Source organism: Nostoc sp. FACHB-152 (assembly GCF_014697475.1).
Lineage (GTDB): Bacteria > Cyanobacteriota > Cyanobacteriia > Cyanobacteriales > Nostocaceae > Nostoc_B.
The window spans coordinates 34646-46648 of record NZ_JACJRV010000021.1 but is presented as its reverse complement, the minus strand read 5'-3'; the positions used below and the strand labels follow the sequence as shown (position 1 = coordinate 46648).

Here is a 12003-nt window from a genome sequence, read left to right as displayed (position 1 = left end):
GATAAGAGTTTGGGTAGATTAAGGTAGATAGCTTTCTGACAATCTTTCAATCTAACTGGAGATACTTTAACTATGCCGAAAATTACTGATTTAGTTGAAGATGCTGGCGCACCTGGAATTATCGCTGGTATCGGTGCAGTTCTACTCGCACCCGTCCTGATTCCTGTGGTGGCTGGAATTGGTAAACCCATTGCTAAGTCCATCATCAAAGGTGGAATTGTAGCTTACGAAAAAAGTAAAGGAGCCTTTGCAGAACTAGGTGAAACCTGGGAAGACATCGTAGCTGAAGCCAAAGCGGAACTCGCTGAAAACAGAGAAACCCCTTTGTTTGAAGCTGGTACTCCGGTTGACAACACATCTGATAATGGTGTGTAAGCTTGCAGACTGTTGATTGGAAAGAATGAAGGATCAAGTTTTATACCTAACACTTCAAACTTTCCGATTACCCCAATATGAAACTTGTAGTTAAGACAGTAAACGAAGAGATGGGTACTTTACCTGTCTCTCTTAATTACTAAAAAATACCAGCAAAAATTTATCTGCATTTATCGACGGTTAAAAACAAGATTAGCAGACTGGTAGGTGAACAAAACTCAAAAACATTCAAAGTATTATTCAGGAGGATGGACGTGTTTACAAATAATCATGGTAATGTCACTATGATGCCTAAAGTTGTGGAGGCAGAAGCCTTGAACACGCCATCTCTGCCAATCTCTACAAAAATTATTAGCGATACCCCAGGAAGGCTACGCTTAAGAATCGCACCATCTCATCGTGAAGCTGGGGAAATGCAACGCATTGCGAAGATGTTGAATGCCCAACCTAACATTAGTCAGGTGAAGACTAATATGCATAATGGCAGTATTGTGATTCACCACGATCGCAATGACGAGAGTTTGCAAAATGTATTAGCTACACTCAAAGATATCGGCATAATTTTTGCTGAAATTGCCACAGAAAGCCACTCTGAAACAGCAGCTACTGTCGCTAATGCCGTGTATGATTTAAACAGCAGAGTCGAAAAAGCAACAAGCGGTTCCGTAGATTTACGCATTATTTTCCCGTTATCACTGGCTATGCTCTCTATCAGACAGTTACTTAAACAAGGTCTGCGGCTAGAAATCATTCCTTGGTATGTCTTAGCATGGTACGCCTTTGATAGTTTCATCAAACTGCATGGAGTCCAGAAACCACAACCTAGCGGTGCAGGAGAAAAATCATAGGTGAATTTTGCCTCACCCAGAGGAGGACACTTGCGTGGGCGGAAGCGCCAGTCGCTACAACGGAGGTAACCTCCGCAAGGCACTGGCTTGACTTGAGCAAAGTGTCTGTCTTTAGAAACGCTAAACTTATTTTTTCCTTTGCGGTAGCCTGCGGCAAGCCGCTTGCTCGTCTACGTTAAAATAATCAGGTGCTAGCACTAGATTTTAAGCAAGCTGTAAGTTTTAAACTTGTTCTTGCTCAACAAATTCTGGCAGTTCATTAGGCGCACCGCAAGCAGAGATATTACCCGCAAAATTTACATCAGCCATTAATTCTGGATGTTCTTGCTTGCGTTGACTAATTTGTTCGCGGGTAAGAATTTTGCTTTCATCAAAGCCTAGTTCAATTTCGGTATGTAAGCCTTTGTATTTAACTCGTTTGAGGTTGTAGAAACTCTTGTTGAGAGTGGTTTTGATAAACGCTTTCAAGCAACCTAAAAGATATTTGCGCTTAAATGGATCTTTTTCAAACCAGTATTCAAAAGATTTGCGGAGATAAAATCGCGCATAGTTGCGTAATACACCTTTGAGAACATCCTCTCGTTCCATTGCATCGGGCTTCATGATTGGCGTGACAAAGTTATACTGAGAATAATCTCGAACTTCGACGCGATCGCCTAACTCTTCAAATAACTCTGAAAATGGCCAAGGTGTGAACATATTCCAGTTCACCATGTCTGCTTTCCAATCCAAAGCCATCTGATAAGTTTGCTCAATTGTTTCTGGGGTTTCGTTTTCTAACCCCATAATAAATTGCGCTTCCGCAAGCATACCATTTTGCCTAAGCAATTGAATCGCCCGTTTGTTTTGCTCGATAGTTGTTTCTTTGCGGAACAAATTTAACTTTAGCTGGGCGGCTGCTTCTGTACCTAGAGAAACATGAACTAGTCCCGCTTTGCGATATAGCGGCAATTCTTGCTCATCCCGCAAGATATCTGTCACTCTGGTATTGATTCCCCAATAAACGCCTAAATTTCGTTCGATCAACTCGTTACATAAGGCAATAAATTTGGGTTTATTGATGGTTGGTTCTTCATCAGCCAGAATGAAAAACCCAACTTTGTGTTCTTTCACCAAAAGTTCAATTTGATCAACAAATTTCTTAGGAGTGCCAGAACGGTACTTGCGCCAGAATTTCCACTGGGAACAAAAACGACAGGTAAAGGGACATCCTCTGGCATAGTTGGGAACTGCAACTCGCACATTGAGTGGCGTATAAATATATTTACTCCAATCTAATAGGCTCCAATCTGGGGTAAGAGTATCTAAATCAGCAATGGGGGGATGGGCTGGTGTAGCGATGACTTGCCCATTTTCCATGAAGGCAATACCTAAAATATTCCGGCGATCGCTCTCTACTGTACCATTAGCGATCGCTGTCACTAAATTGACTGTAATCTCCTCGCCTTCGCCCCGAATAATATAATCTACCCAAGGGGCTTCATGGAGAACTTCATTGTACATATAGGTAGGATGAACCCCACCCATAATTGTTTTCGCTTCGGGACAAACTTCTTTAACTATCTTCAGCGTTATTTGCGATTGATAAATCATCGGCGTGATTGCTGTTGCCAGTACTATATCCGGCTGATGCTTGGCAATCATCTTTCCTAAAACATCATCCGCAATATGATCCGTCATGGCATCAATAAAGCAAATGTCAGTAAACCCAGATGCCTTTAACGCCCCACCAACATAAGGAACCCAACTTGGTGGCCAATTTCCCGCAATTTCTGCACCACCAGAATGATAATTGGGTTGAATCATCATAATCCGCATATACTACCTCCTAATTCTTACCAGAGGACTCAACGATTCAAAATCTTCCACTTTGCATGAACTTTGCTTCTGGCAAATGCAAAATTTTTAGAAAGATTTGTGGATAATTTCCTGCCAATTAAGATGAAATATAAAAGATTTATTATCTCTATTTTTTATTTCCTAGTATGTACGGCTTTCAATAACTATATAGTTATCAAAATTGAAAATAAATACCATTTTTCAAAACTTAATATTAGATAATAAAATTAAGTATGATCTGTATCTTAGAGCCTATTCATAACGTAAATAGCTCATTTCAAAACTTATGAAAAAGTAATAGTAAATTTAGCTATTTTTCCAACCGCACACAGCATATTGATTGCTGTAGCAACCAATACCCAGATTTTATTGATAATTTAACTTGTAATTATTGAGTTAAAAGTAACACGTAACATTGCAGCATCTATGTTAAAAATAATGTTAATACAAAAAGACGTAATTCTGAAGCCGGAAATAAAAAGGAAAAACTATATTAACTCTGTAACCTGTAACCTATCACCTACCATCACAGGTTGAGTAAGTAGTTTAACCCAAAGTCTATTATCCTGATCTGTAGCACCTACTCAAACACAGATCATGAAAAAGCTGATCAATCAACCAGAAGACTTTGTAAAAGAAAGTCTAGCAGGTATGGCGATCGCCCATTCAGATTTAATCAAAGTCAACTATGACCCTACCTTTGTCTATCGAGCTACTGCACCTATACCCGGTAAAGTAGCAATTATTTCTGGTGGTGGCAGTGGTCACGAACCGATGCACGCCGGGTTTGTAGGTCAGGGAATGTTAGACGCAGCTTGTCCTGGCGAGGTTTTCACTTCACCTACCCCTGACCAAATGCTGGCGGCTGCCCAACAGGTAGACGGTGGGGCTGGTATCCTTTATATCGTCAAAAATTATAGTGGCGATGTGATGAACTTTGAGATGGCAACCGAGTTAGCCCGAAGTGAAGGTATCCGTGTGCTGAATATTTTGATAGATGACGATGTGGCTGTCAAGGATAGTTTATACACCCAAGGTCGTCGCGGTGTCGGCACAACCGTATTAGCAGAAAAAATTTGCGGTGCGGCGGCTGAACAAGGTTATGATTTGCCACAGATAGCAGACTTGTGTCGGCGGGTAAATTTGAATGGTCGGAGTATGGGCATTGCTTTGACATCTTGTACTGTACCAGCTAGCGGTACACCAACATTTACCCTAAGCGATCGCGAAATGGAAATCGGCATCGGGATTCATGGTGAACCGGGCCGAGAAAGGATTGATTTAAAATCAGCAGATGAGATTGCAGAGATATTAACCCAAACAATCCTGGATGATGTTGACTACAACCGGGTTGTGCGGGAGTGGGATGAAAATAGCGGCGAATGGGTAGATGTAGAATTAGTTGATCCACCTTTGCAAACAGGCGATCGCTTGTTAGTCTTTGTTAATAGTATGGGTGGTACACCGCTCTCGGAACTTTATTTGATTTATCGTCAGCTGGCAGAAATCTGCGAACAACGAGGAATGCTAATTGTCCGTAATTTAGTTGGCCCTTATATTACATCTTTAGAAATGCAAGGTTGCTCAATTACATTACTCAAGTTGGATGATGAACTTCTCCGCTTGTGGGATGCACCAGTACACACGCCAAATCTGCGATGGGGTATGTAATATGGTCAGTCAAGCGCAGATTTTACAATGGGTGCAAATTTTTGCATCTGAAATAGAACAGAATAAAGAATATTTAACCCAATTAGACGCAGCTATTGGTGATGCTGACCACGGCATTAATATGGATCGTGGTTTTAAAAAGGTCATGAGTCAGTTACCAACTTTAGCTAATCAAGATATTGGCAGCATTTTGAAAACAGTTAGTATGACCTTAATTTCTAGTATTGGCGGTGCGAGCGGGCCTTTATACGGCACACTATTTTTAAAAGCCAGTACCGTAACAACTGGTAAACAAGAACTAACCACACAAGAGTTATTTCAATTACTGCAAGCTGGGTTAGACGGAGTATTGCAACGTGGCAAAGCCCAACTAGAAGATAAAACAATGGTTGATGTACTGTCTCCGGCTGTGGCGGCTTTTAAGCAAGCAGTCGAAGAAGGTAAAGATACTTTAACTGCAATGCAACAAGCTGTAGCAGTAGCAGAACAGGCGTTAGAAAACACCAAACCGATGCTTGCTAAAAAAGGACGCGCTAGTTATCTAGGAGAACGCAGCATTGGACATCAAGACCCAGGTGCAACTTCTTGTTATTTAATGTTGAGGAGTTTATTGGAAACTATAGCAGGTGACAGGTAACAGGTTACAGGTAACAGAGGTGAAAGCCTTTTAGTGCCTAAGTTTTGTTATCTACCGATTCCCAGTTAAGTGAGGTACAGAACCAATGTTTTGAAACGCAGAGAGTCGCAGAGGGGCGCGGAGATTTGCTCAATTTTATTAAAGATGAAGTATGAAGCTAAAATTTCATACTTCATACTTCATCCTTCAGACTTCATTTCAGCCAAACACGCGGTGTTGCAAAGAAGGCATTTGACGACGCACTTGGTCTAAACGCGAGGGGTTAATTTCTGCGATCGCGATTCCAGGTTTTTCGCCAGCATCAGCTAAAATGGCTCCCCAAGGGTCGATAATTACGGCGTGGCCGTGAGTTTGGCGACGGGCGTAATTCGTTCCAGTTTGGGCGGGTGCAATTACATAGCAAGTATTTTCAATTGCCCTGGCTTGTAGTAACACTTGCCAATGGTCTTTGCCAGTGAAAGCTGTAAAAGCCGCCGGAATAAACATCACATCGGCTCCCTTGCTAGACAGATGGCGGTACAATTCTGGAAAGCGCACATCATAGCAAACAGAAAGACCAATACCGCCCAGTTCTTGAGAAAAATACACTGATGGGAGTTGTGTACCAGCCACCACAGTGCTAGATTCACGATAGGTATTGCCGTCAGGAACATTCACATCAAATAAATGTACCTTTTGGTAACGGGCAACTTCTATACCACTAGGTTCAATCAGTGTGGAAGTATTATAAACTTTGCCTGTACCCTCTACCAAAACTGGAAAGCTGCCGCCTAAAATCGTCACTTGGAAGCGTTGAGCCATTTTTTTGAGAAATTGCTCTGATTCGCGAGTGATAGTTTCTGCTTGCGCCAGTTTGTCTTTTTCTTCTCCCATATAAGAAAAGTTTTCTGGTAGGCCAATTAATTCAGCACCTTGACGCACAGCAAGATCAATTAATTCTTCTGCCTGTGCCAAATTTTTAGACAAATCAGGCACACTTGTCATTTGAATAGCGGCGGCTAGATAAGACTTCATAAATTCAACAACAAAAAGTAGATGTGTGCGGGACAGATACTCAAATATATCGTTACATAAAGAACTTTGGAGCTTCCGTAGCAATGAGTAAATATTGCTTTTCTTTAAGAAGCTTGGTGTCCCCAGGGTTTTATTTCAATCTTCCTACTGGTTCTAGGAAACTGACCAAGATTCAGGGTAAGTTGTTATCAAACTTTGATAAACGATCGCTACTGTGGATACCTCCATTTTTGTGCAAACCTTTATTGCAGTGTTTGTCCTGGCAGATGCTGTAGGCAATATACCAATAGTTTTAGCTTTAACCAAGGGTATGTCACCAGAAGACAGAAACAAAGTAATTGATAAAGGGAGTATCGTAGCGATCGCAGTTCTGTTGTTATTTGCTTTCTCTGGTGAATACATTTTAAGCTATCTCGAAATCAGCATGGCATCTTTGCGCGTGGCTGGCGGCTTATTGCTGCTGTTAATCGCCTTACAAATGCTGCGGGGAGAACTAGATACACCCATACACGAAGAAGGGCGCGATGTCTCCATTACCCCACTAGCTTTGCCTTTATTAGCCGGGCCGGGTACGTTGACAACTGTGATGTTATTTATGTCAAAATCTCATACTCCCCATCTGGGTGTAACACTGGGTATTATCGTGGCGATGCTTGTCACTTGGCTGATTTTGCGGTTGGCAAACCAGATTGATAAATTAATTGGTGTGGAAGGTGCAGTGATTGTAACCCAGTTGTTAGGGTTTTTATTAGCTGCATTGGCGGTGGAAATTGGCAGTACAGGAATTAAAGAGTTGTTTCTGCACTAAAAATATCTTGAGTTTGCTGGCAAGATAGAGTTCACTGCTTCGCCAATAAATAAAGTAGCGATCGCACTTCTCTTAAAAGCTATGAATATCCCAAATTCTGTTAACACGATTATTCAGCAACAGCCTTACCCGTTTTTATTTGCTACTATTAGTGGTTCGCATTTATATGGCTTTCCCTCGCCTGATTCAGATTATGATTTGCGGGGTGTGCATATTTTACCAGCGATAGAAGTTGTAGGTTTAGATAAGGGTAATGAGACTATTGAAATATCAACAGTATTTGACTCTTTAGAAATTGATTTAGTAACTCACGACATTAAAAAGTTCTTTTTATTGTTAGTCAAAAAAAATGGTTATGTTTTAGAGCAGCTTTACTCCCCATTAATCTTAAAAACTAGCCCAGAACATCAAGAGTTAAAATCTATAGCCAAAGACTGTATAACTCGTCATCACAGTCACCATTATTTTGGCTTTGCTGCCACACAATGGAAGCTTTTTGTCAAAGAACAGCCACCCAGAGTTAAGCCATTACTTTACGTTTATCGTGTGCTGCTTACTGGAATTTATTTAATGCAAACAGGAGTAGTAGAAGCAAATTTAATTACTCTGAATGAGGTGTTTAATTTATCCTATATCCCTGATTTAATTGCCAAAAAGTTAGCGGAAGCAGAAAAATCTACTTTATCAGATGTTGATTTAGCTTTTCATTACAAAGAATATGAAAGGTTACGTACTCAGTTACAAGCAGCATACGAAGCCAGTACATTACCTGAATCACCGACAGCAAAAGCTGCGTTAAATGACTTGCTACTACGTTTGAGAATGAAGACTGTTGAAGGATAAATTTTATCTTTCAATAGTCTTATTTCTTTTAAAATTTCTAATTCCCAGCAAGTATTTACTAGTAATTAAAGTCTAATGAAGAGAACAACTAGCAAAAGTGCCAGGGCGTGATAAATTAGTTAGCGATCGCTTACCTAATTTCGTTGTTTAGGTATCATAATTACAAATTCTGTACCCACCCCAGGGATAGAATTACATTTGAGTTGACCTTTATGGTTTTCGACAATAATTTGATAGCTAATTGACAACCCTAAACCTGTTCCTTTGCCAACTGGTTTGGTAGTAAAGAATGGATTAAATATTTGTTGTGTAACTTCTTTTTCAATTCCAGTTCCGTTATCAGAAATCCTGATTATCACCCAGTTATCTATCAAATCTGTACTAATTTTGATAGTAGGAATAAAACTGGCAGCAGTAAGACTAGATTCTAGAGAAATGATATCTATTTTTTGCTCTAAAGCATCAATTCCATTGGAAATAATATTCATCAATACTTGGTTGAGTTTACCTGCATAACACTCAACCAAGGGAATATTGCCATACTCTTTAATAACTTTAATTTCTGACAAATTTATTTGAGATTTCAGCCGATTTTTGAGAATCATTAAAGTACTATCGATACCTTGATGGATATCAACTTTTTTAACGGCTGCTTCATCTAAGCGAGAAAATGTCCGCAATGAAAGAACAATATCGCTAATACGTTCAGCCCCATTGCTCATAGAATTTAAAAGTTCAATAAAATCTTTTTTAATAAATTCTACATCTATAGAATTAAGTTTTTTTGTTAGGGAAAGTGGCGGATTGGGATATACATTTTGATAACAATCTAGTAGAGCTAAAATATCACGAGCGTATTGTGCAGCATAAGTGATATTGCCATAAATAAAATTGACAGGATTATTAATTTCATGAGCAATACCAGCTACTAAAATGCCCAATGCCGACATTTTTTCTGATTCTACTAATTTGCTTTGCATAGCTTGCAGCTTTTTTAATGTTTGCTCTAAATCTCGACTTTGGTCTTCCAAAATTTTTTGTGATTCACGGAGTTCGTGAATCACTTTCAGAAATAATGCTTCTTTTTTTTCGTTTGTTTCTTCTAATGACACCCTTAAACTTTCTGAACGCTCTAATTTTTTTTGCAGGATGCGATTAGTTTTTTCTAGTTCTTTAATTTTTTGTTCATAGTCTGCTTGCATCATTGTTTAATGCATCCCTATTAAAAGGGTCACGAATGTTTCATGATGTAATCTAGTTTCACCTCCATAATTCAATGGTGAAATTTCACCATGAGTGTAAAATCCACAACCTGGAATAGATGCTGTTAAACATTCTTGTGCAAGCTGATATTCTTCTACAGTACGGGTGCCTAATAATTGCCGACGGGCTGCACATGAAAAAAATAAAGCCGCGTCTGGTTTTGTACCTGGATAATTTTTTAAAGCATTTGTAATAGAAGTTTTAGCAGCACCTAAAATTTCATCTCGGCTAGCTTGAGCTATTTGAACAAAAGCATTTTTAGGTATTTCTCCTAAAAAAGTGATACTGCCAGTTTGAGCATCATAAACACTAGGCGCACGCATATAAAATTCTTCTGCTTCTGATTCAAACACTGCCAAAGGATACTCACCAGAAGGAGGTAAACCACCTAAATAGTGATGGTAAAAATCTAATGCTGGTTTACCATCTATCTCATAAAGAATATTTTTATCAACTTTAGTAACTCGGCTTTTTCTTCCCAGAGGATGCCAACCACTAGCTATACCTTGAGAAAATAAAAATTTTCCGGAAAAAATTAAAACAGGTACAGCATCATTCAGAATTTCAGTTTGAAAGAATTGATACGTTTTTTGGAATTTCCATTGATCAGCTGTCAACCCACCGAAAATAGGCACATCATTACCTAGTGCTAGTTTTAATCCTTCTACAATTAATACGCCATCAACTGTTAAACTTTCAGGTACAGTCAAGCATAATTGAGAAGGAGCTTGATGTTTAATTTTTGATTTTGCTTGTTCAACAGCTTGTTTAGTTGCTAAAAGTGGATCTTTGGATAGTTCTCGACCTAAGCCAGCATAAATTTCTATTTCTTCAGAAGAAAACAGCATTAAAGCGATTGAGTCTTGCTGAAAATTTAATACTGAAGAAATTTCCGCATCAGTTGTACCACCAATTAATTCTATGCCTGGAAATGCTTGCACAATTTCTTGCAAGATGAGTGCATAATCAAAATCAATTGCTGCAAACAGAATCCCAGCTTGGGGCTGTTTATCTCCTAAGCTGTTGTGACATTGCTCGATTACTTCAGAGATTGCTGATAAAGAATCTGGGTCGTTGCTATGGCCAACTACTACATTCAACATATTGATCTCATCTTTTTTGAACTGTGTGCTTATTATTCCCACAATGGAATTCGCAGTCCACTTGCTTCAAGCCGGGAAACCCAACTTGTTCGCTGTTTGGCGAAACCGTTCTCGTTCGCGTCAGGACAAGAGTAAGCTTTCCTACGGGAAAGCAAGCTATGCGTTAGAGTCTTTGCCGGAGAACAGGGTTGCCGTAGAGGTAGCAAGTGGTGCAAATTTTAGAAAGAATGCTGCTTCCTGCTGTTTATATGGCGGCGATTTTAATTGTCAGCTACTAGGACTAATCTGCTAAGATTGCTTTTTGAGCGTCGGTTGGCTTTGCGTCGTACACCACCCGCCATCTCGTATTCTTGGCTGGCTTTACCGTATCGGCTTCCCACTCCTAACAACATTTTTTCTGACATTTCGCTGACGGCTTTTTCGGCATTTTTTACTTCATCTATGAGTTGGTCTATGGAAGATAAAGCTGTGTTGTAAGCAGCAAGCTTAGAGCGTAAATTACTAATTTGAGTGGTGTAGGCTTCCATAGTGACTCCTCCACCAAAGTCAAGTTGCTGGTTGATAGACTGCAAACTCTCAATACGCCGTTCGGCTCGTTCTAAAATACTAGAATTTCTTTTACGACGTGCCATGATGCATCCCTATTGCTAAGTTTATAGTTCTGTTTTATACCAATAACTAATTGATTGTCTTGAGGAAAATCTAGCAAATGTTTAATGTGTCGGATTTAGTTAATATTGCTGAGGTAAATGAAAACTTTAAGAGAGGAATCATATTTATAAGCTTGCTTGAAAAATTGCTGTAATTATTTAAGCATTACTTATCAATGGCGTAAGATTAATTACAAAAGCTTTTAGGTTTGCAACAATAGCTTATAAATTTATTACTATTACTTAAGCATTACTTATCTATTGATTAAAGTTTACTGCAAAGGTTAAAGCATTTGCTGTAACTGCTTATAGTTTAGTTCCTAGCGATTAAGCATTACTTATAAATCAAGGTACATGAGGAACAAACGTTTAAACATTAACGACTAGTGTTTAAAGTGTGAAGATGATTATTAAGTCATAGGTAATAATAGTTTAAGCAAAACTACTTAATACTTTAAATCTAAAAGTAATCACCGACACAATCATACTTGTCCTTTGAGAAGGTGTGAAATTTATGAATACACAGATCTATATGTTTGTAATCCTTACCTAAATTTTTACTATGTCTTCAGTTTTGGTAGCTTTATCAATCAATATGGCGATCGCTAATTTATTTGGCTTAGGCTGAAATCAACACTCAAGTTAATTTACTTATATAAAATTTTATTTTATAGGATTCATATTTGATTTTTGAAAAAAGTCAGTATATTTTTAGCGACCTTCTTTACTATTGCCTATTGCCTGATTACACAAATATGTTTAGTCATCAAACCAGATTCCTATATAACCAACTTATTATGAATTGCTTTGTAGATTAAGCAGATATTTTAAAAAATACCAGATAAAATTAAAAATGGTGTTGAAGTGTGAATTATAAAACTAAAGGCTGGAATCTTTAGTTCTGTGTACAACGATAATTTTATCCGGCCAGCGTTGAAAGTGGGTTCAAGCT

Annotated in this window: 11 protein-coding genes; 6 read left to right on the top strand and 5 right to left on the bottom strand. The window is 38.8% G+C overall.

The genetic code is table 11. The features are described from left to right. Positions 1-72: 72 nt before the first annotated feature. Both H6G76_RS16870 and H6G76_RS16865 read left to right on the top strand, forming a co-directional pair. A complete protein-coding gene (locus H6G76_RS16870; RefSeq protein ID WP_190702763.1) occupies positions 73-375 on the top strand; it encodes a DUF5132 domain-containing protein in 303 nt (100 codons plus the stop codon). 254 nt (positions 376-629) lie between these two features. Then, on the top strand, positions 630-1223 hold the full coding sequence (locus H6G76_RS16865) for an HMA2 domain-containing protein (protein ID WP_190702760.1): 594 nt from the start codon (positions 630-632) through the stop codon (positions 1221-1223). A 222-nt stretch (positions 1224-1445) separates the two neighbouring features. On the opposite strand, the gene bchE is transcribed toward H6G76_RS16865, so the two are convergent. Beyond that, positions 1446-3041 carry a magnesium-protoporphyrin IX monomethyl ester anaerobic oxidative cyclase gene (gene bchE, locus H6G76_RS16860; RefSeq protein ID WP_190702757.1) on the bottom strand — a complete coding sequence of 532 codons (1596 nt, stop codon included), beginning with the start codon at positions 3039-3041 and terminating at the stop codon, positions 1446-1448. A 618-nt stretch (positions 3042-3659) separates the two neighbouring features. On the opposite strand from bchE, the gene dhaK reads away from it, so the two are divergent. Next, entirely contained in the window at positions 3660-4733 is a 1074-nt protein-coding gene (dhaK, locus tag H6G76_RS16855) for a dihydroxyacetone kinase subunit DhaK (protein WP_190702754.1), read from the top strand. A 1-nt stretch (position 4734) separates the two neighbouring features. Continuing rightward, positions 4735-5370, top strand: coding sequence for a dihydroxyacetone kinase subunit DhaL (gene dhaL, locus H6G76_RS16850; RefSeq protein ID WP_190702750.1), 636 nt, complete (start codon positions 4735-4737; stop codon positions 5368-5370). A gap of 198 nt (positions 5371-5568) precedes the next feature. Here dhaL and H6G76_RS16845 read toward each other — a convergent pair whose 3' ends face one another. Beyond that, on the bottom strand, positions 5569-6384 hold the full coding sequence (locus tag H6G76_RS16845) for a carbon-nitrogen hydrolase family protein (protein WP_190702747.1): 816 nt from the start codon (positions 6382-6384) through the stop codon (positions 5569-5571). Positions 6385-6598: 214 nt separating this feature from the next. Between H6G76_RS16845 and H6G76_RS16840 the strand changes: the two genes are divergently transcribed. Beyond that, positions 6599-7192, top strand: coding sequence for a MarC family protein (locus H6G76_RS16840; RefSeq protein WP_190702744.1), 594 nt, complete (start codon positions 6599-6601; stop codon positions 7190-7192). A gap of 81 nt (positions 7193-7273) precedes the next feature. Beyond that, positions 7274-8035 (top strand): DNA polymerase beta superfamily protein, encoded by a 762-nt coding sequence (locus tag H6G76_RS16835; RefSeq protein ID WP_190702741.1) that lies wholly within the window; start codon positions 7274-7276, stop codon positions 8033-8035. A 134-nt stretch (positions 8036-8169) separates the two neighbouring features. Here the strand turns inward: H6G76_RS16835 and H6G76_RS16830 are convergent, their stop codons facing one another. The 3 genes from H6G76_RS16830 to H6G76_RS16820 all read right to left on the bottom strand — a co-directional run bounded on the left by H6G76_RS16830 (position 8170) and on the right by H6G76_RS16820 (position 11033). Then, complete coding sequence (locus tag H6G76_RS16830; RefSeq protein WP_190702738.1) at positions 8170-9240, bottom strand: ATP-binding protein; 1071 nt, start codon at positions 9238-9240, stop codon at positions 8170-8172. Between the two features lie 3 nt (positions 9241-9243). Next, on the bottom strand, positions 9244-10401 hold the full coding sequence (locus H6G76_RS16825) for an FIST signal transduction protein (protein WP_190702735.1): 1158 nt from the start codon (positions 10399-10401) through the stop codon (positions 9244-9246). A 260-nt stretch (positions 10402-10661) separates the two neighbouring features. Further along, on the bottom strand, positions 10662-11033 hold the full coding sequence (locus H6G76_RS16820; protein WP_190702732.1) for a hypothetical protein: 372 nt from the start codon (positions 11031-11033) through the stop codon (positions 10662-10664). Between the last annotated feature and the right edge of the window lie 970 nt (positions 11034-12003).

Excerpts from the sequence above, each read along its gene's own strand:
- H6G76_RS16870 (WP_190702763.1), top strand. The coding sequence starts at position 73 with ATGCCGAAAATTACTGATTTAGTTGAAGATGCTGGCGCACCTGGAATT.
- bchE (WP_190702757.1), bottom strand. The coding sequence starts at position 3,041 with ATGCGGATTATGATGATTCAACCCAATTATCATTCTGGTGGTGCAGAA.
- dhaK (WP_190702754.1), top strand. The coding sequence starts at position 3,660 with ATGAAAAAGCTGATCAATCAACCAGAAGACTTTGTAAAAGAAAGTCTA.
- dhaL (WP_190702750.1), top strand. The coding sequence starts at position 4,735 with ATGGTCAGTCAAGCGCAGATTTTACAATGGGTGCAAATTTTTGCATCT.
- H6G76_RS16845 (WP_190702747.1), bottom strand. The coding sequence starts at position 6,384 with ATGAAGTCTTATCTAGCCGCCGCTATTCAAATGACAAGTGTGCCTGAT.
- H6G76_RS16835 (WP_190702741.1), top strand. The coding sequence starts at position 7,274 with ATGAATATCCCAAATTCTGTTAACACGATTATTCAGCAACAGCCTTAC.
- H6G76_RS16830 (WP_190702738.1), bottom strand. The coding sequence starts at position 9,240 with ATGATGCAAGCAGACTATGAACAAAAAATTAAAGAACTAGAAAAAACT.
- H6G76_RS16825 (WP_190702735.1), bottom strand. The coding sequence starts at position 10,401 with ATGTTGAATGTAGTAGTTGGCCATAGCAACGACCCAGATTCTTTATCA.
- H6G76_RS16820 (WP_190702732.1), bottom strand. The coding sequence starts at position 11,033 with ATGGCACGTCGTAAAAGAAATTCTAGTATTTTAGAACGAGCCGAACGG.